The 20,800-nt window shown below is 70.7% G+C and carries 10 protein-coding genes; 8 read left to right on the top strand and 2 right to left on the bottom strand.

Annotated elements, in window-relative coordinates:
• Positions 1 to 61: 61 nt before the first annotated feature.
• Complete coding sequence (locus OB08_RS11925; protein WP_461474989.1) at positions 62 to 2,704, bottom strand: ATP-binding protein; 2,643 nt, start codon at positions 2,702 to 2,704, stop codon at positions 62 to 64.
• A 285-nt stretch (positions 2,705 to 2,989) separates the two neighbouring features.
• Here OB08_RS11925 and rpoB point away from each other — a divergent pair, with 285 nt between their 5' ends.
• The 3 genes from rpoB to OB08_RS11940 all read left to right on the top strand — a co-directional run bounded on the left by rpoB (position 2,990) and on the right by OB08_RS11940 (position 11,178).
• Positions 2,990 to 6,484 (top strand): DNA-directed RNA polymerase subunit beta, encoded by a 3,495-nt coding sequence (rpoB, locus tag OB08_RS11930; protein WP_461474991.1) that lies wholly within the window; start codon positions 2,990 to 2,992, stop codon positions 6,482 to 6,484.
• A gap of 41 nt (positions 6,485 to 6,525) precedes the next feature.
• Positions 6,526 to 10,416: a DNA-directed RNA polymerase subunit beta' gene (rpoC, locus tag OB08_RS11935; protein ID WP_461474993.1), complete on the top strand. Its 3,891-nt coding sequence runs from the start codon at positions 6,526 to 6,528 to the stop codon at positions 10,414 to 10,416.
• Positions 10,417 to 10,557: 141 nt separating this feature from the next.
• A complete protein-coding gene (locus OB08_RS11940; RefSeq protein WP_461474995.1) occupies positions 10,558 to 11,178 on the top strand; it encodes a hypothetical protein in 621 nt (206 codons plus the stop codon).
• A 1-nt stretch (position 11,179) separates the two neighbouring features.
• Here the strand turns inward: OB08_RS11940 and OB08_RS11945 are convergent, their stop codons facing one another.
• Complete coding sequence (locus OB08_RS11945; protein ID WP_461474997.1) at positions 11,180 to 11,308, bottom strand: hypothetical protein; 129 nt, start codon at positions 11,306 to 11,308, stop codon at positions 11,180 to 11,182.
• 74 nt (positions 11,309 to 11,382) lie between these two features.
• On the opposite strand from OB08_RS11945, the gene OB08_RS11950 reads away from it, so the two are divergent.
• The 5 genes from OB08_RS11950 to OB08_RS11970 all read left to right on the top strand — a co-directional run bounded on the left by OB08_RS11950 (position 11,383) and on the right by OB08_RS11970 (position 20,776).
• The gene (locus OB08_RS11950; RefSeq protein WP_461474999.1) at positions 11,383 to 12,357 is read left to right on the top strand and encodes an ABC transporter; all 975 of its coding nucleotides are present in this window, start codon (positions 11,383 to 11,385) and stop codon (positions 12,355 to 12,357) included.
• The gene (locus OB08_RS11955) at positions 12,358 to 12,843 is read left to right on the top strand and encodes a hypothetical protein (protein ID WP_461475001.1); all 486 of its coding nucleotides are present in this window, start codon (positions 12,358 to 12,360) and stop codon (positions 12,841 to 12,843) included. It begins immediately after the preceding gene.
• Between the two features lie 64 nt (positions 12,844 to 12,907).
• Entirely contained in the window at positions 12,908 to 13,564 is a 657-nt protein-coding gene (locus OB08_RS11960; RefSeq protein WP_461475003.1) for a spermidine/putrescine ABC transporter substrate-binding protein, read from the top strand.
• Positions 13,565 to 13,694: 130 nt separating this feature from the next.
• The gene (locus OB08_RS11965; RefSeq protein WP_461475039.1) at positions 13,695 to 14,831 is read left to right on the top strand and encodes a serine/threonine-protein kinase; all 1,137 of its coding nucleotides are present in this window, start codon (positions 13,695 to 13,697) and stop codon (positions 14,829 to 14,831) included.
• Complete coding sequence (locus OB08_RS11970; RefSeq protein WP_461475005.1) at positions 14,831 to 20,776, top strand: Ig-like domain-containing protein; 5,946 nt, start codon at positions 14,831 to 14,833, stop codon at positions 20,774 to 20,776. The genes OB08_RS11965 and OB08_RS11970 overlap by 1 nt, the downstream gene beginning before the upstream one ends.
• Positions 20,777 to 20,800 lie beyond the last annotated feature (24 nt).

The following is a 20,800-nucleotide window of genomic DNA, read 5'->3' on the forward strand; positions in this document are numbered from 1 at the left end:
CACCCGGATCCGCTGATCGGGCGTGCGGATCGCGGGGTGTCGAACCCCAGTCATGTGCACATCATGGACCCGCCTGCCCCGGTCCCGCCATCTCCCTATCCGCAACCCGCACGGCCGGCACGTGCGCAAGCGCGTACGCGGCGGCCTCGTGCGCCGACCACGCCCGCCCGCGCGCCATCGCCTCGGCCACCGCCGGGTCGTCCCCGGCCGCGGCGTCGAGGTACCGCAGGTGGTAGACGAACTGCGGCGCATCGAACATCGTGAGCCGCTCCCGCGTGCTCGCCGCCGCGCCCGCCAGCGCGGCCGCGGTCGCGACGTCCCCGCGGAGTGAGGCGATGGCCGAGAGGCCTTCGATCGCGTACGCGATGCCCTCATCGTGGTCGAGCTCCATCGACATGCGCATCGCCTCGGTGAAGCCGAAGGCCGCGGCATCCGTCTCACCCGCCAGCAGTCGCACGCGCGCGAGGTGATGCGTCGCCACGGACAGCCCGAAGATCCCGCCTCCGCCGCGTGCGGCGGCGGATGCCTCGGCGAAGCGTCTCGCCGCCTCGTCGGGGCGCTCGAGGGCCCACTCGAGCCGGCCGAGGGCGATGAGCGCGAGGGTCTCGGCCCAACGGTCTCCGCCGTCGCGGAAGCGTCGGGCGCAGTGCTCCAGGTCGGCGGCCGTCGCCGCGATGTCGGGATCGCCCATCGTGATCCGGGCGAGCCCTGCGGTCGCCTCGGCCATCGTCGCGCCGAACGCGTCGTCCGACCGGGCGAACAGCTCACCCGCCTCGAGCAGGCCGCTCACCACGCCGTCCCGCTCGTCGGTGCGCCACATCTCGGACCACAGGAAGTAGAAGCGCGCGATGGCCCGAGCGTGGTCCGACAAGACGGATGCCCCGTCCAGCAGCTCCTCCATCCAGACGCGCACCTCGTAGAAGTAGCCGCGCAGCCACCAGTAGATGTAGAGGCGCCACGCGATCTCGGTCGCCGCATCGGCGACACCCGCGGTGATCAGATGCCGGACCGCGGTGCGGAGATTGCCGCGCTCGAGGTCGAGCCGGCGGGTCGCGGTGCGCTGGTCGGCGCCGCCGAGGGATGGCGAGATGCGGCGGGTGAGCTCGAGGAAGTAGCGTGCGTGGGCGTCGCGCAGCAGCGTCTCCTCACCGGCCTCCGCGAGACGTTCCACGGCGTACTCGCGCACGGTCACGAGCATCGAGAAGACCGCGCTCCCGTCCACCTCGGACTGCGACACGAGGGAGTTGTCGATGAGCGCCTCGAGCGCCTCGACGGCGCGGGCCGCCCACGGGCGTCCGACCGCGACGGCTTCCACGGCGTCGAGGGTGAAGCCCGCCGAGAACACCCCGAGGTCGCACAGCATCGAGCGTTCGTCGGCCTCGAGGAGTCCCGCCGACCAGTCGATCGTGGCGCGCAGCGTCCGCTGACGCGGGGGCAGGTCGCGGGCGGCGTCGCCGAGCACCGACCGGGGCCCGTGCAGCCGCTCGAGGACGAGCGCAGGGGTGAGCAGCCGCATGCGCGCGGCGGCCAGCTCGATGGCGAGGGGCAGGCCGTCGAGCGCCCGGCACAGCTCCACCACCGCCGGGGTGCTGTCGGCGGACAGCGCGAAGTCGGGCTTGACCGCTCGCGCGCGCTCCACGAAGAGCTCGACCGCGGGTGAGGTCGCCGCACGCGCGAGCGACTGCGGCGCCCCGGGGTCGGCGGTCTCCAGCGGCGGCACGTCGTACACCCGCTCGCCGCGCACCCGCAGCACGGCACGGCTGGTGACGAGGAAGGACGTGAGGGGCGCGATCGTGTACAGCCGCACGAGTTCGGCGGCGGCATCCACCAGCTGTTCGAAGTTGTCGAGCACGAGCAGCATGCGCCGAGACGACAGCGCGAGCGCGAGTCGTTCCTCGACCGGCAGATCGCCGCTGTCGCGGATCCCCAGCGCGTAGGCGATCGTCGGCAGCAGCAGCCGCGGCTCGAACACGTTCTCGAGGCCGACGAACACGGCTCCGTCGGGGAAGTGGTCGCGCGCGGCCGCGGCGACCTCGAGCGAGAGGCGGCTCTTCCCGATGCGGCCCGGGCCGAGCAGCGTCACCACGCGATGCTGTCCGGACGTGAGCAGGCCGACGACTTCGTCGATCTCGCGGCCGCGGCCGATGAGGCGGTTGTAGGGGGTCGGCATCGGCGACGCGGGAGCGGCCGGCGCCGGCGCCCCGCGTTCCCGCGACGCGTCGAAGCGCTCGGCGAGCAGCACCGCGAGGTCGGCCTCGACCAGCTGCGCGAGCTCCTCGGGCGACGAGAACCCGCGGTACGACGCGGTGTCGTCGTCCTGGATGCGCCGGACGAGACCGTCGAGGCGCTCGTCGCGCCCTGTCGACTCGCGGAGGTAGATGAGCTTGGGCATGCCGCGCGGCGCGAGCCGGTACTCGTCCTCGAGTCCCGAGATGTCCTCGCCCGGCGCGACCCAGCCGTAGCTGTCGCCATAGACGCCCACGAACACATCGCTCTGCCGCAGGTACGAGCGGTACAGCTCGCGCGGCGGGTGCGGGCGCGCCCCGAGCTCGAACATCACCGGCGCGAGGTGCAGGGTCTCGATGGCCGTGCGCACCGACCGCCGCTCCGCCTCGAGTTCTTTGAGCGTCGAGCTCACGAACACGCGGAGCCGCTGGTCGGGCGTGCGGATGGCGCCCGAGACCCCCTCGCTCCCCAGCGTCATGCGGTTCATTCTGGGGGCGGGATGCTCTGCCGTCCAGCATTGGGCGCGGTTATACCGCAGCATCCGAAAGTCGTCAAGGATCCCGCTGGACATGGCGCGTCCCGACGCGTATAGTAGGACCTTGCGCTCTTGGATTCCCCCTGCCCTCATATGGTGGTCGGCTGTGCCTGCGCGCCCTCGCTTGATCGCGAGGCGTGACGCGCGGGCTATCGGGGACGACGACTGAGCACTCCACCCTGACGACAAGGAAACGTGCCCCTCAACGGGCCCACGGAGGTAATCCCCTTGGCTGCTGCGCGCAACGCATCCACCACCACCCCCAAGAACGGCCGCGGAGCTTCCCGCCTCTCGTTCGCCAAGATCTCCGACACGCTGACGGTCCCCGACCTGCTGGCGCTTCAGACCGAGTCCTTCGACTGGCTCGTCGGCAACGACGCGTGGAAGACGCGCGTCGCCGACGCCCAGGAGGCCGGTCGCTCGGATGTCCCCGAGGTCAGCGGCCTCGAGGAGATCTTCGAGGAGATCAGCCCCATCGAGGACCTGAGCGAGACCATGCAGCTCTCGTTCACGAACCCCTACCTCGAGCCCGAGAAGTACTCCATCGAGGAGTGCAAGGAGCGCGGCAAGACGTACGCCGCCCCGCTCTACGTCGAGGCCGAGTTCATGAACCACCAGACCGGTGAGATCAAGACCCAGACGGTCTTCATGGGCGACTTCCCGCTCCAGACCGACAAGGGCACGTTCATCATCAACGGCACCGAGCGCGTCGTCGTGTCGCAGCTCGTCCGTTCGCCCGGCGTCTACTTCGACAAGACCCCCGACAAGACGTCCGACAAGGACATCGTGTCGGCGCGCGTCATCCCCAGCCGCGGTGCGTGGCTGGAGTTCGAGATCGACAAGCGCGACCAGGTCGGCGTGCGCATCGACCGCAAGCGCAAGCAGTCGGTCACCGTCTTCCTCAAGGCGCTCGGCCTCACCAGCGAGGACATCCTCGCCGAGTTCGCCGGCTTCGAGTCGATCGAGGAGACGCTGTCGAAGGACACGATCCTCTCGAAGGAGGACGCGCTCCGCGACATCTACCGCAAGCTCCGTCCGGGCGAGCAGGTCGCCGCCGAGGCCGCCCGTGCGCTCCTCGACAACTTCTACTTCAACCCGAAGCGCTACGACCTGGCCAAGGTGGGTCGCTACAAGATCAACCAGAAGCTCGGCCTCGACAAGCCGCTGACGGACTCGGTGCTGACGGTCGACGACATCGTCGCGACCATCAAGTACCTCGTCCGCCTGCACCGCGGCGACGTCACGTTCGACGGCATCCGCGGCGGCAAGCCGGCCGAGATCCGCCTCGACGTCGACGACATCGACAACTTCGGCAACCGCCGCATCCGCGCCGTCGGCGAGCTCATCCAGAACCAGGTCCGCACCGGTCTGTCGCGCATGGAGCGCGTCGTCCGCGAGCGCATGACCACGCAGGACATCGAGGCGATCACGCCGCAGACCCTGATCAACGTGCGCCCCGTCGTCGCCGCGATCAAGGAGTTCTTCGGAACGTCGCAGCTGTCGCAGTTCATGGACCAGAACAACCCGCTCGCGGGTCTGACCCACAAGCGCCGCCTGTCGGCGCTCGGCCCCGGCGGTCTGTCGCGCGAGCGTGCAGGCGTCGAGGTCCGTGACGTGCACCCCTCGCACTACGGCCGCATGTGCCCGATCGAGACGCCGGAAGGCCCGAACATCGGCCTGATCGGCTCGCTCGCATCGTTCGCGCGCATCAACGCGTTCGGCTTCATCGAGACGCCGTACCGCAAGGTCGTCGACGGCAAGGTCACGGACCAGATCGACTACCTCACCGCGAGCGAGGAGAGCGACTACATCGTCGCGCAGGCGGGCGCCGAGCTGAAGGCCGACGGCCACTTCGCGCAGGACCGCATTCTGGCCCGCCGCGGCCAGGGTGGCGAGGTCGACCTGTTCCACGCCGAGGAGATCGGCTACATGGACGTCTCACCGCGCCAGATGGTGTCGGTCGCGACCTCGCTCATCCCGTTCCTCGAGCACGACGACGCCAACCGCGCCCTCATGGGTGCGAACATGCAGCGCCAGGCCGTCCCGCTCCTGCGCTCGGAGTCGCCCGTGGTCGGCACCGGCATGGAGGGCTTCGCGGCCATCGACGCCGGTGACGTCGTCACCGCCGACAAGGCCGGTGTGGTCCTCGAGGTCTCGGCCGACGTCGTGACGGTGCAGCTCGACGAGGGCGGCACCCAGGACTACTTCCTGCGCAAGTTCGACCGCTCCAACCAGGGCACGTCGTACAACCAGCGCGTCGTGGTCTCGGCGGGCGACCGCATCGAGGTCGGCGAGGTCATCGCCGACGGCCCGGCGACGGAGAACGGCGAGCTCGCGCTCGGCAAGAACCTCCTCGTCGCGTTCATGACGTGGGAAGGCCACAACTTCGAGGACGCCATCATCCTCAGCCAGGACCTCGTGAAGGACGACACCCTCTCCTCGATCCACATCGAGGAATACGAGGTCGACGCCCGAGACACGAAGCTCGGCAAGGAGGAGATCACGCGTGACCTCCCCAACGTGAGCCCCGACCTGCTGAAGGACCTCGACGAGCGCGGCATCATCCGCATCGGCGCCGAGGTGCGTCCCGGCGACATCCTCGTCGGCAAGGTCACGCCCAAGGGCGAGACCGAGCTCTCGGCCGAGGAGCGCCTGCTCCGCGCGATCTTCAACGAGAAGAGCCGCGAGGTGCGCGACACGTCGCTGAAGGTGCCCCACGGTGAGCAGGGCACGATCATCGCGGTCAAGGAGTTCAACGCCGAGGACGGCGACGACGAGCTCGGCTCGGGCGTCAACCGCCGCGTCGTGGTCTACATCGCCCAGAAGCGCAAGATCACCGAGGGTGACAAGCTCGCCGGTCGTCACGGCAACAAGGGCGTCATCGCGAAGATCCTGCCCGTCGAGGACATGCCGTTCCTCGCGGACGGCACCCCCGTCCAGGTGATCCTGAACCCGCTCGGCATCCCGGGTCGAATGAACTTCGGCCAGGTGCTCGAGCTCCACCTCGGATGGATCGCGCAGCAGGGCTGGAAGGTCGAGGGCACCCCGGAGTGGGCGGCCCGCCTGCCCGAGGAGGCTCTCGAGGCTCCTGCCGGCACGAAGGTCGCGACCCCCGTGTTCGACGGCGCCTTCGAGGAGGAGATCGCTGGTCTGCTCGACTCGACCAACGTGACCCGCGACGGTGAGCGCCTCATCGGCTCCAGCGGAAAGACCGTGCTGTTCGACGGCCGCTCCGGCGACCCGTTCCCGGCGCCGGTCTCGGTGGGCTACATGTACATCCTGAAGCTGCACCACCTCGTGGACGACAAGATCCACGCGCGGTCGACGGGTCCGTACTCGATGATCACCCAGCAGCCGCTCGGTGGTAAGGCCCAGTTCGGCGGTCAGCGCTTCGGTGAGATGGAGGTGTGGGCCCTCGAGGCCTACGGCGCCGCGTACGCGCTCCAGGAGCTCCTCACGATCAAGTCGGACGACATCCTCGGCCGCGTCAAGGTCTACGAGGCGATCGTCAAGGGCGAGAACATCCAGGAGCCCGGCATCCCCGAGTCGTTCAAGGTGCTCATGAAGGAGATGCAGTCGCTCTGCCTGAACGTCGAGGTGCTCTCGGCCGACGGCACGGCGGTCAACCTCCGCGACACCGACGACGACGCCTTCCGCGCCGCAGAAGAGCTCGGCATCAACATCTCCAGCCGCTTCGAGTCCTCGTCGATCGACGAGATCTGATCCGGCCAGGCAACGAACAGAATTCCGACACAGGAGAACCAGTGCTCGAATCAACCACTTTCGATCAGCTTCGCATCGGCCTGGCCACTGCCGACGACATCCGTCGTTGGTCCTTCGGCGAGGTCAAGAAGCCCGAGACCATCAACTACCGCACGCTGAAGCCCGAGAAGGACGGTCTCTTCGGAGAGCAGATCTTCGGGCCCTCGCGTGACTGGGAGTGCGCGTGCGGCAAGTACAAGCGCGTGCGCTTCAAGGGCATCGTCTGCGAGCGCTGCGGCGTCGAGGTCACCAAGTCCTCGGTCCGCCGCGAGCGCATGGGCCACATCGAGCTCGCCGCGCCCGTCACCCACATCTGGTACTTCAAGGGCGTCCCCTCGCGCCTGGGCTACCTGCTGGACATGGCGCCGAAGGACCTCGAGAAGGTCATCTACTTCGCCGCGTACATGGTCATCTCCGTCGACGAGGATGCGCGTCACCGCGACCTCGCGACGCAGGAGAACAACATCCGTCTCGAGCTGAAGACGCTGGCCGACCGCCGCGACTCGCGGATCGCGACCCGACTCCAGAAGCTGGAGGAGGAGCTCGCCGCCCTCGAGGAGGAAGGCGCCAAGGCCGACCAGAAGAAGAAGGTCAAGGACGCCGCCGAGAAGGAGATGGCCTCGATCCGCAAGAACGCGGACGACCAGATCGCCCGTCTCGAGCGCGTGTGGGAGGACTTCCGCACGCTCGAGGTCGGCGCGCTCAAGGGCGAGGACGAGATCTTCCACGAGCTGCAGGACCGCTTCGGTCAGTACTTCGAGGCCCACATGGGTGCGGAGTCGATCAAGCGCCGCCTGGAGGCCTTCGACCTGCAGGCCGAGGCCGACAGCCTCCACCTGCAGATCTCGGAGGGCAAGGGCCAGCGCAAGATCCGTGCGATCAAGCGCCTCAAGGTCGTCAACTCGTTCCTCCAGACCGGCATGTCCCCGGCCTCGATGGTGCTCGACGTCGTCCCGGTGATCCCGCCGGAGCTGCGCCCGATGGTGCAGCTGGACGGTGGCCGCTTCGCGACCTCCGACCTCAACGACCTGTACCGCCGTGTGATCAACCGCAACAACCGCCTCCGTCGACTGATCGACCTCGGTGCTCCTGAGATCATCGTCAACAACGAGAAGCGGATGCTGCAGGAGGCCGTCGACGCGCTGTTCGACAACGGCCGCCGCGGTCGTCCCGTCACCGGCACCGGCAACCGCGCCCTCAAGTCCCTGAGCGACATGCTCAAGGGCAAGCAGGGTCGCTTCCGCCAGAACCTGCTCGGCAAGCGCGTGGACTACTCGGGCCGTTCGGTGATCATCGTCGGACCCCAGCTCAAGCTCCACCAGTGCGGTCTGCCCAAGCAGATGGCCCTCGAGCTGTTCAAGCCGTTCGTGATCAAGCGCCTGATCGACCTCGGTCACTCGCAGAACATCAAGGCGGCCAAGCGCGCCGTCGAGCGCACGCGTCCCGAGGTCTGGGACGTGCTCGAGGAGATCATCCGCGAGCGTCCGGTGCTGCTCAACCGTGCACCCACGCTGCACCGACTCGGCATCCAGGCTTTCGAGCCCCAGCTCGTCGAGGGCAAGGCCATCCAGCTGCACCCGCTCGTCTGCGCCGCCTTCAACGCGGACTTCGACGGCGACCAGATGGCCGTGCACCTTCCGCTGTCGGTCGAGGCCCAGGCCGAGGCGCGCATCCTCATGCTCGCGTCGAACAACATCCTCAAGCCGTCGGACGGCCGCCCGGTGACCCTGCCCTCGCAGGACATGATCATCGGCCTGCACCACCTGACGACCGTCAAGGAGGGTGCGACCGGTGAGGGCCGCGTGTTCGGCTCGGTCGGCGAGGCGATCCTGGCCAAGGACGAGGGCACCCTCGACCTGCAGGCCAAGGTCCGCATCCGCATCCCCGGCATGACGTTCCTCGAGTCCGAGGGCGAGACCGCCGAGAGCATCGCCGCGTACGAGCGCAACGGCCTCGTCGAGACGTCGCTGGGTCAGGCGATCTTCAACGACACGCTCCCCAAGGGCTACCCGTTCGTCCGCGAGCAGGCCGACAAGGGCAAGCTGTCGCAGATCGTCAACAAGCTGGCCGAGGAGTACCCGAAGGTGGAGGTCGCTGCATCGCTCGACCGCATCAAGGACGCCGGCTTCTACTGGGCCACCCGCTCGGGTGTCACGGTGGCGCTGAGCGACATCCTCACCCCGCCGAACAAGGCTGAGATCGTCGGCGGCTTCGAGAAGCAGGCCGCGAAGGTCCAGGCCCAGTTCGAGAAGGGCCTCACCACCGACGCCGAGCGCCGTCAGGAGCTCATCAAGATCTGGACCGAGGCGACCGACGCCGTCCAGAAGGCGATGCGCGACAACTTCCCGGAGGACAACACCATCAACCGCATGGTGTCGTCGGGCGCTCGTGGCAACTGGCTGCAGATCCGCAACATCGCGGGCATGCGCGGCCTGGTGAACAACCCGAAGGGCGAGATCATCCCCCGTCCGATCATCTCCTCGTACCGCGAGGGTCTGTCGGTGGCGGAGTACTTCATCGCGACGCACGGTGCCCGCAAGGGTCTGGCCGACACGGCCCTCCGTACGGCCGACTCGGGCTACCTCACGCGTCGTCTGGTCGACGTCTCGCAGGATGTCATCATCCGCGAGGAGGACTGCGGCACCACGAAGGGTCTCGAGCTGCCGATCGCGGCTCAGAACTTCGAGGGCGAGCTCGTCCGCGACGCGAACGTCGAGAACTCGGTGTTCGCCCGCACGCTGGCCGCCGATGTCGTCAACCCCAAGGGCGAGGTCCTCGCCGAGGCGGGCGACGACGTGGGCGACGTGCTCATCGACAAGCTCGTCGAGGGCGGCGTGGAGTCCATCAAGGTCCGCTCGGTCCTCACGTGCGACTCGGCCGTCGGCGTCTGCGCGAAGTGCTACGGCCGCTCGCTCGCCACGGGCAAGATCGTCGACATCGGCGAGGCCGTGGGCATCATCGCGGCCCAGTCGATCGGTGAGCCCGGCACGCAGCTGACGATGCGTACGTTCCACACCGGTGGTTCGGCCTCGGCCGACGACATCACGCAGGGTCTGCCCCGCGTGCAGGAGCTGTTCGAGGCGCGCACGCCCAAGGGCGCGTCCCCGATCGCCGAGTCCGACGGCCGCATCACGATCGACGAGACCGACAAGTCGAAGAAGATCATCCTCACGCCCGACAACGGCGACGAGCCGCACGTCTACCCGGTCCTGAAGCGCGCGACGCTTCTGGTCGAGGACGGTCAGCACGTCACCGTCGGTCAGCCCCTGCAGGTCGGCACGCTCGACCCCAAGGAGGTCATGCGCGTCATGGGTGCCCGCGAGGTGCAGAAGTACCTCGTCAACGGCGTCCAGGGCGTGTACCGCTCGCAGGGTGTTCCGATCCACGACAAGCACATCGAGGTCATCGTGCGCCAGATGCTGCGGAAGGTCACCGTGGTCGACCACGGCGAGACCACGCTGCTTCCGGGCGAGCTGGTGGACTTCAAGCGCTACCAGAACATGAACCGCGAGGCCGTGGCCGAGGGCAAGCGCCCCGCGTCGGGCCGTCCGGAGCTGATGGGTATCACGAAGGCGTCGCTCGCGACGGAGTCGTGGCTGTCGGCCGCGTCGTTCCAGGAGACGACGCGCGTCCTCACCCAGGCGGCGATGGAGGGCAAGAGCGACCCGCTCGTCGGCCTCAAGGAGAACGTCATCATCGGAAAGCTCATCCCCGCCGGAACCGGACTTGCGAAGTACCGCAACGTCTCGGTCGAGGCGACGGAGGAGGCCAAGAGCGAGCGGTACCCCAACCGCATCTTCGCCTCGGACGGCGCGTACTCCGACGCCGACCTGAGCTACGTCGACTTCGACAGCTTCTCCACCGACGGCGACTTCAGCGGGAACTACAACTGATCCCCGACTGATCGCAGTGCGAAGGGCCCCGGTTCGCCGGGGCCCTTCGTCGTTCCCCCGCGGCGCCTCGGCGTTCGCTGCGCGCCGCGCCGCGGCATCCGTCCTCGTCGTCCTACCGTGGAGGAGGAGGTGGTGGGGGCCATGGCACGCGTGGGTGGGCGCAACACGTGGATCGCCGTGCCCGCGGGGCTCGCGTGCGCGGCGATCGTGGGCGGCCTCGTGTGGCTCTCGCTCCCGATGGTGCCGGTGACCGTCGCGTGGGCGGGGGAGATGCTGCGCAATGCGACCGCTCCGCCGCCGCCGACGTCGCTCGCCGACACCCCGGCGATGCGCATCGCCGCCGGCGAGGGGCTCGACTGCCGTCAGATCTACTCCGACGCCCTGTGGAACGAGATGACCTGGACGGGGCGCACCATCCTCGACCAGGGCGCCGACACCCCGCCGAGCGCGGTGATGTCGCTCACCGAGGTCCTCGCGCCGGACGTGCGGCTGACCTGCGCGTGGACGGACGACGACGGCGACACGGTGGTCTCGACCGTCGCGCTGGTCGACGCCGACGCAGCCGTCCTCGCCGAGGCGGCGCTGCGCGGGCAGGCCTTCGCGTGCGCGACCGACGAGGACGGGCTCCGCTGCACGGGCTCGCCGAGCGGGGGGTCGACCGAGACGCACGTCCTGCGCGGCGGGCTGTGGCTGGTGACCGCCGAGACGGGCTGGCACCCCGAGGAGTACGCGCCGCGGCTGGAGCGCGAGGTCTTCGGCTGAGCTAGCCGAAGATGCTCGCGACGATCGCCGACGTGTAGCCCGTCGGCGCGAGGGTCGAGAACTGCGTGTCGGGGATCTGCGCCGCGCTCCGCGTGCCCGCCCGCCGAACCGCGCCGAATCGCCCCGGCACGCCTCCGCGGCAGGAGGCGGCGTGCGGGCTACTCTCGCTGTGCGGGACGTACCCCCGCGTGAGGAGTGCCTGCGATGAGTGACTCGAAGTCGACCTACGGCGAACCGGTCGAAGAGCCCACGCCCGATGGCGACGTCGTCGGCCGCGCGCACGAAGGTCTCGCCGAAGCGGAGGCCGCGCGTCGCGACGCCGTCGACCGGCCCGTCGACGAGCCCCGGCCCGCGGACGAGCCGGAGGCTGCGGCATCCGACGCGCCGGCCGCGCCCGCCCCCACCGAGCCCGACCCGTGGGACTCCGCCGAGGCCGCGTCGCTGCAGTACGACGCCGCGCCGTCGCAGGCATCCGATGCCGCCGTCTACGACACCCCGTCGACCCCTGCGACCACCGTGTACGAGCCGGCGGCCGAGACCGTCGTGGCCGCTCCGGTGGTCACCCCCAGCGAGCCGGTCGCCGACACGGTCGTCGCGTCCCCTGCGGCACCCCAGCCGATCTTCGTGCAGGCGCCCGAGGCCCCGCGTCCCCGGGGCAACCGCGCCGCCGCCGGTGCGATCGGACTCGTCGCCGCGCTCGCGTTCGCTGTGCTCTACTACGGCGTCTGGCTCGCGCTGGACGCGATCGCCGGCGAGCTGACGGCCGACAACCTCGCCGAGCATGCGCTGGCCGCGCTCGCCTCGTGGACGCTCTGGGTGCCCGTCGTCGTCTTCTTCCTCGCGTTCTGGCTGCTCGGGGCCATCATCAACCGCGGCCGCTGGGGCTCGTGGGTGATCTTCGGCCTGCTCGTCGGCTTCGCGTCGTGGGGCGGGTATCTGCTGGGTCAGCTGTTCCAGGAGCAGTTCTGGAACCTCACGGCCTCGCAGGGCGCCGACCTCATGGCAGAGCACCTGCTCGCGCCGCTCGCGGTCGCCGCGTTCATCATCGGCCGAGAGCTCACGATCTGGTTCGGCGCGTGGGCCGCCTCGCGGGGCAAGCGGGTGACCGAGCTCAACGTCGAGGCCCAGCGCGAGTACGAGCGCACCCTCGAGGCGGGGCCGCAGCTCGTCCGTCAGTAGATGAGCGGCGAGCCGCAGGGCACGACCGGGCCGGTCCGCCCGCTCACGGCGCTCGCCTTCGCCACCGCCGGCTACGTCGCGCTGCTGATCTTCGGTCTCGGCATGACGAGTCTCGCCACGAACGCGGACGTGATCGCCACGCCCGGCCTCGGGCAGGCGCCGGGAGTCACGGCGACCGTCGTGTCGACCGCGGCCTTCGCGCTCGCCCTGTGGGTCGCCGTGCGGCGCAGCCCCGCGTCCTACGTGGGGTCGGCGTGGGCCACCGCGGCCGCCTTCCTCGGCTACGTCGGAGGGGTGTGGGCCGCCGCGATCGCCACCGGGACCGACCTCGCCGTCGCGTCCGCGGTCGCAGGCCGCATCGCCACATCGTGGTTCGGGTTCGTCATCGCCGCGGCCGCCTTTGTCGCCTCCTGGGCGGGGATCGCGCTCGTCCGCACGCACGCCCGGCGGCCGCGCTGGCCGTGGGAGGACGAGTTCGACGAGTGACGGTGTCCGGTTCGGATCCGCGTCATCCCGCCGCTCGCGGCCGTGCGGTACTACCGTTGTCACCGTGGAGCGGTCTCTCGAGACGCAGGTCAGCCAGGCGGTGGACGCCTGGCTGGCGTGGCTGCCCCGGTGGGAGCCCGCCACGCACCGCGGCAGGGTCGCCCCCTGCCGACGCTGCTTCGGCTCGCCGGTGCTGTCGGCGGCCGGTCTCGGTGCGGATGTGCCCCACGGGGTGCAGCACGGGCTCTCGACGCGCATCAAAACCATCGTCGACCGCGCCGTCGCGGAGTACACGTCGCTGAACCTGCCGATGCTGCAGGCCGAGCTCGACCAGCAGGCCGCGCGCAACCGCTCTCGCAGCTACCGCCCGGCCGAAGACCTCGAGCCCGAGTACGAGGGCCTGCCGCTCGACCCCGATCCGGTGCCGGGCGCGCCGTTCCTCTTCACGATCTCGGGGCTCGCCGAAGAGGCGGATGCCGACATCCCGGCGCTCCCTCCGCTGAGCGACGAGGCCAAGGCGGCGCTCCGGCAGGAGGTCGGGCTCGCCGACGACTACGCCAACATGGTGGGGCGGGAGGTGTGCACGATCCTGCTCCATCACCGCCTGCGCATCCAGGCCGCGATCACCGAGTACGTCGAGCCGCAGATCGAGGCGATGCTCGAGGAGCTCACCCGGTCGCTCGACGCCCCGTTCGACCCCCACGACCCGTCCTCCGGCTGACCGCGGGCCGGCGGCGGTCCACAGCATCAGGGTGCGCTCAGCCTCGCGGAGACGACTTTGTTAGCATGGCCGGGTTTGCTGTGCTAGCGGCACGCCGGCTCTTCCGGCGGCATGAACTGGAGGAGGAGTCATCGCCACCAGGCTCCCTTCCGCGCCCCCGATCCTCCCCGGGCTCGCCTACATCCGCCCGCTCGGCTCGGGCGGCTTCGCCGACGTCTTCCTCTACGAGCAGGACATGCCGCGGCGCAACGTCGCCGTGAAGGTCATGCCGAGCGACGTCCGCGACCCCGACCTGCGGCGCATGTTCAACGCCGAGGCCGACGTGCTCGCGCATCTGTCGGCCCATCCGTCGATCGTCACCGTCTACCAGGCGGGCATCTCGGCCGACGGCCGCCCGTACATCGTGATGGAGTACTGCCCGGGCTCGCTGGCCCAGCGCTACCGCATTGAGCGCATCCCGGTCGACGAGGTCCTCGCGATCGGGGTGCGCATGGCGGGGGCGCTCGAATCCGCCCACCGCGCCGGGCTCGTCCACCGCGACGTCAAACCCAGCAACATCCTGATCACGACGTTCGGCACCCCCGTGCTCGCCGACTTCGGCATCTCGTCGTCACTCATCCAGAAGAGCGCCGACGAGGTGCTCGCGATGTCCATCCCCTGGAGCGCGCCGGAGGTCGTCGCCGAGCAGACCGCCGGCTCGATCGCGAGCGAGGTGTGGAGCCTCGGCGCCACGGTGTACTCGCTGCTCGCGGGCCACAGCCCGTTCGAGCGCCGTGAGCGGGGCCAGAACACGAAGGACCTTCTCCGCCGCCGCATCGCGCGGGCCACGTACACGGAGATCGCCCGCGCGGACGTGCCGGCCTCGCTGCAGGCCGTGCTCGCCACCGCGATGAGCCGGGATCCCTCGCGTCGCCAGGCGTCCGCGCGCGCATTCGCCGATGCGCTGCGCGAGGTGCAGGCCGAGCTCGGCCTGTCGCCGACGCCGCTCGAGATCCCCGATGAGGAGTGGGCGCCGGCATCCGATTCCGTCGACTTCTCGGACTCGGCGCTGCGGGGTCCGGCGCGGTCCCGCCTCGAGCGCGACTCGACGCGCAAGCGGCGCGCGTCGACGGGCGTCTCCGGGCTCGCCCGCGACGAGGACACCGAGTTCTCGTCACCCACTCCGAAGCGGCGCGCTGTGATGCCGTGGATCGTCGGCGGCGCGGTCGGCGCCGTGGTCGTCGGCGGCGCGCTCATCGCCGCCATGTTCGCCACCGGGGTGCTGTGATGCGCCGCCGCACCCTCGCGGGCCTCGTCGCCGCCGGCGCCGCCACCGCCGTGATCATCGTCGCCGGCGTGGTGTGGCCGGGCCTCGACGCGCAGGAGACGCCCGAGGTCGACACCGCGGTGTGGGCGCTCCAGACCGGCGACGGCCGCCGCTACGCCCGCGTGAACACCTCGGTGGACGAGCTCGACACCGTCCGGGGGATCAGCAATCCCGACCGCGTGGTGCAGACGGGCGACGCGGCCTACATCTTCAGCGACAGCCTGAGCAAGGTGACGCGCATCGACGAGGCGCAGCCCGCCGATCTCGACGAGGAGGCGCTGCGCGCATCGGCCTCCACGCCGGCCGGCACCACCGAGGTCGCGACCGCCGGCGACTTCGTCGCGTACCGCACCGACGCCGGGACGGTCTTCGCCGGGCTGCTCTCGACCGGTGAGCCCGCGCAGCTCGACCCGTTCCCGTCCGACGACGAGGACGCGCCGCAGTACACGGCCGATGCCATCGCCGTCGACGACCGCGGGATCCTGTTCGCCTACTCCCGCGAAGACGGGTCGGTCGTGCGCTACGACATCCGCACCGGCGACGTGGAGGGTCGCGATCCGCTCGATGCCGACGGCATGGCCGCGCCCGCGATCACGGCTGCGGGCGATGCGTGGGCGGTGGTCGACACCGAAGACGGCCAGGTCTGGCTCAGGGGAGCGGATGCCGCAGCCGACGCGGGCACGACCGGGGCGATCGTGGTCGGCGAGCCTGATCCGACGGGAACCGACGTCTATCTCGCCGACGAGACGTCGCTGGTGCGCGTCGCGGTCGACGGGTCCGCCGTCGAGACGACGACCGGCGGGGGCGCGACCGTGCTCGGCACCGCCGCGCGCCCGATCGTGCACGACGGTGTGGTCTACGCCGCGTGGCTCCGCCAGGGCGAGGACGGCGGCACACTGTGGCGCTCGGACGGCGAGCAGACCACTCTCGACTACGGCGACAAGACCCTGCCCGACGAGCGCCGGCCGGTCTTCGTGGCGAGCGACCGCGCCGTCATCCTCAACGACATCCGGTCGGGGTGGGCGTGGGCCGTGCCCGACGGCGCGCTCATCCCCTCCAGCCAGGACTGGTCGCTCGACGACCGCACCGATCGCGATGCCGTTCCCAGTGAGGAGCAGCTCCCCGTCGTGATCGACCCCAAGCCGCCGATCGCCGAGCCGGACGCGTTCGGTGTGCGACCGGGGGGCCTCTCGACCCTGCCCGTGCTCATGAACGACCACGACCCGAACGAGGACGTGCTCAGCATCGACCCCGCATCGGTCACGGGCCTCGACCCCGGCTTCGGCACCGTGTCGATCACCGACGACGGTCAGCGCCTGGCCGTCCGCACGACGCCCGGTGCCCGCGGCTCGGCGACGTTCTCGTACGCGGTCACCGACGGCACCGCCGAGGGCGGCCTGCTCTCGAAGCCGACGTCGGTCACCCTCACGGCGGCGGATCCCTCCGTCGACACCGCGCCGCAGTGGTGCGGCGTCGAACGCTGCCTCCTGGAGTGGCCCGAGCCCGAGGTCGCACGGGGCGGGACGCTCACCGTCCCCGTCCTGCCGGGCTGGGTCGACCCCGAGGGCGACCCGCTGCTGCTCCTCTCCGTCGAGAACATCTCCGGTGTGGGGAGCGTCGCCGCGACGCCCGCCGGCGATGTCGTCTACCAGCACAGCGACGACGGTGAGGGCGGCGAGCAGCTGGTCGAGCTGGTCGTGACCGTCTCCGACACCGGTGGCCGCACCGCGCAGAAGTCGCTCGTCGTGCGCGTGTCGCCCGAGCCGCAGCTCGTCGCTCAGTCGTTCGCCGTGGTCGACACCGTCGACGCGGCGCTCACGGTCGACGTCGCGCCGCACGTGACCGGCACCGCCGGAACGCTCGCCGTCGAGTCGGTCCGCGTACTCGACGACGCGGCGGCGACCGCGACGGTCGTGGACGGGACGACGGAGTTCGACTTCTCGGCGCGCGAGCCGGGCACCTTCCGCGTCGACTTCACCGTCACCGACGGCACGACGGACGCGACGGGCACGGCACGGATCACACTGCTCCCCGCCGACGCGCCCGCGGATCTCGCGACCTCGCCGGTGGTGGCCTTCGTCCACCCGCAGCAGGACGCCACCCTCGACGTGTTCGCCGCGGTGTCCAACCCCACACGGCGGGTGCTGCTGCTCAGCGACGTCGTCGCGACGGCCGACGACGGCGCCACGCTCTCGGTCGACGCGGTGGGGCAGAACAACCTGCGAGTCTCGGGCACGACGGCCACCGGCGGACCGGGCCGCCTGGGAACCGTGACCTACGTCGTGAGCGACGGGACCGAAGACCAGGGGGCCCGCATCGAGGGCGAGGCGACCGTCTACCTGCTCCCGCTCGCGCCCGAGCTCGCCCCCATCGCAGTCGACGACAGCGTCGTGGTCCGCGCCGGTGCGCAGATCGACATCCCGGTGCTCGAGAACGACATCTCACCCGCCGGCGGACGCCCCACGCTCGATCCCTCCTCGATCGGCTCATCGACGACGGATGCCCTCGCCTTCGCCTCCGGCGACGTGCTGCGCTACCTCGCGCCGACCGAACCGGGCGAGTACGGCGTCGACTACTCGGTGTTCACGACCGGCGCCCCGGCGCTCGCCGACTCCGCCCGTGTGCGGATCCGCGTGCTGGCGGACGAGGTCAACCGCGCGCCGGTCCCCGACACGCTCGAGGGCCGGGTGCTGAGCGGTCAGTCGGCCCTGATCGAGTTCGACGGCTTCGGCATGGATCCCGACGGCGACGTCGTCATGCTGGACCGGATCGTAGAGCAGCCCGATCGGGGCGCCGCGACGATCTCGGCCGACGGCGCCTCGATCCTGTACTCGAGCGTCCCCGGCGACTCCGGGCAGGTGTCGTTCCGCTATCGCGTCGTGGACGCCTTCGGCGACACCGGCGAGGGGACGGTGCGGATCGGGGTGCTCGACGGTCAGGCGAACCCCAGCCCGGTCACCTTCACGGACTACGTGCAGGTCCAGGCGGGCGAGGACAACACCATCCGCGTCAGCCCGCTCGCCAACGACGTCGACCCCACGCTCGGATCGCTCGCGATCACCGACGTGCGCCCCGACCTGCCGGCCACGCTCATGGACGGCAGCGACAACCCGGAGTTCACCCGTCTCGACGAACGGATCCGCAGCGTCGACGACGCGACGGTCGTGATCGAGGCGGGCACCGAGCCGACGACCATGTCGTTCCTCTACGACATCGAGTCGAGCTCGGGCAACACCGGGCGAGGGCTGATGGTCGTCAAGGTCGTGCGCGAGAACGTGCCCGACTACCCCGTCGTGGCCGACACCATCCTCACCGCGGAGACCCGCGAGGACTTCCCGGAGGGCGTCGACGTGCTCGACGACAAGGCGGCGTGGTCGGGCGGCGACGTGTCCGACCTGGAGGTCTCGCTGTGGGGCGACCCCGGCGGTGTGGCCGTCGACGGCTGGGAGCTCAGCGGCGAGCTGCCCGAGATCACCCGGCTGATCCCGTTCGCCGTGACCGGCGAGGGCGCATCCGGCGACGTGACGACCTACGCGTTCCTCCGCGTCCCCGGCGACGACGACCTGGCCCTGACGATCCGCGCCGGCGCCCCGTCGCCGGAGGTCACCGAGCTCGAGTCCGTCACGTTCGACATGACCGACCTCGTGGCCAAGCCCCGGGGCAGCCGGCTCGAGGTCGGCACCGACGTACGGGTGTCGGGCGCGCGCACCGACGCGGCGTGCGCCGTCGAGTCCGGCGCGACGGTGCGCTACGACTCCGGCCCCGGAGCCCCGTGGGCGGATTCGTGCCAGGTCCCGGTGCGCCTCGAGGGGCAGGAGGACTGGACCTACCTGTCGGTCCCGATCATCGTGAACGCCCTCGACCCGCAGCCCGTCCTGCGCCCCGGTTCGATGACCGTCGGCCCCGGCGAGACAGCGACCTTCGAGCTTCGCGACATGACCACGTGGCAGCTGCGTCAGGACTGGGGCGGCATCGACTACGGGCTGGACTACACCGGGTCGGCGTTCGATGTGTCGCTCGAAGGCTCGACGGTGACGGTGACGGGAGCGGATGCCGCGGTGCCGGGTTCCGAGGAGGCGGCGATGGTCTCGGTCACGAGCCACGAGTCGGTCGCTCCGGTCCGCCTGATCCTCCGGGTCGGGGCGGCGCCCTCGACGCTGCCGCAGGGCGGCTCGGCCACCCAGCAGTGCTCGCAGTCTTCCGGATCCTCGTGCTCCGTCTCGGTGATCGGCGCGGGCGGAGAGGTCAACCCCCTGCCGCGCACGCCCCTCGAGGTGGTCGCGGTGCGGCCGACGGGTGCCTGCATCGGCGTGTCGTTCGCGGTCGCCTCCCCGACCTCCGTCGTCGCGTCGTGGGCGCCGGACGCTCCGGGGGCGACCTGCTCCGCCACCTTCTCGGTGCGCGACGCGCAGGGCCGCGTGACGACGGCCGAGCGCGACGGCCGGCTGCTCCTCGACCTGCTCGGCTACCCCAAGGCGCCCGCGAGCGTCGGCCAGACCGCGTACGCCGACGGCACGGTCACGCTGCGGGTCGATCCCGGTGAGGCGCGGCTCGCCTACCCGGCGCTCTCCGGTTTCGCCATCCGCCACAACGGCGCCCAGGTGGCCGAATGCGGCGCCGACGGCGCGTGCCCGCCCATCCCGGCACCCAACGGCGAGGAGCGCACCTACGAGGCGTTCGCGGTCAACGCGGTGGGCGAGTCGCGCACCGGCGTGCGCACCGTCGCCTGGGCGTACGACACGCCGCCGTCGCCGTCGAAGGTCACCGCCCGTGCGGTGCCCACGAGCACGGGCGAGGGCGGAGTCGTCGCGCTCGCGATCGAGGGGATCGTGCCGTCCGAGACGGGCAGCCTCGAGATCTCCAGCGCCACGGGCGAGACGGTGCGCATCCCCGTCGGCCCCAACCAGACGCGGCTCGACGTGCCGGGCTACCGCGTCGGCACGAACTCCGCGACACCCATCACCGTGACGCCGTTCTCGCGCTTCGCGCTGCCGCCGGGCCTCGGCGGGAGCGAGTCGGGCGCGGCCGTCGTGACCTCCGGCAACGGCATCGGGGCGCCACGCGAACCGCGACTGACGCTGACCTCGGCCTCTAACGGCGACGGCACGTCGACGGTCACCGCCCGCGGCGCCGCCCTGCTCAACGGCGACGGTTCCAGCCTGCGCTACGGGATCGTCCGCGCGGGGCAGGTGTGCACGCCGACGGTCGACGGCGCCCAGGCCACGTTCCCGGGCCTCGAGGACGGCGAGGAGTACGGCTTCGACATGTGCGTCGAGTCATGGCGCGACGACGAGGAGTTCGGCCGCGCGGTGACCCAGGAGACGGTCCGTGCCCAGCAGTCCGGGCGTGCGCCGCAGGGGTGGACGTTCGTCGTGGACGCGAACCCGAACGTCGACGGGCAGCGCGCGGACTGGATCATCCGCCAGACGCCGACCTCGAGCGAGAAGATCCCGAACAACAACAACGTCGAGTTCCGGGGAGGTCCGCCCACCTCGGTGGTCGGTCAGAACCCGAACATCCAGGTGCGCTATGTGCACCGGTTCTGGGGGACCGCGACGCCGTGGGCGGACGTGACGCCCCGTGCCGGAAGCGCGCCGTACCAGGTCCAGGCCAGCTGGCGGGTGGCCAGCTGCGTAGGCGGCTCCGACCTCGTCGCGGCGGGGGAGTCGACGGGCGGACTCGCGGCCATCACCTTCAAGAACGGCGCGATGGTCTTCTACGACGAGAACGATCAGGTCGTCCCTCGGCCGGCGCCCGACACGTTCGCCGTGCCCGTCGGCGCTGTGCGCGTCGCCGGTGTCGGGGTCGTCGTCGACTGGGGCGCGCAGGGCTGGGGCCTGGCGCCGATCGACACCACGTTCTCCGCCGAGTGCGACCCCAACACCCCCGGTCAGGGCAACCCGTGACACCGGCATCCGATTCTCCCCACG

This window comes from Microbacterium sp. HJ5, from assembly GCF_054824025.1.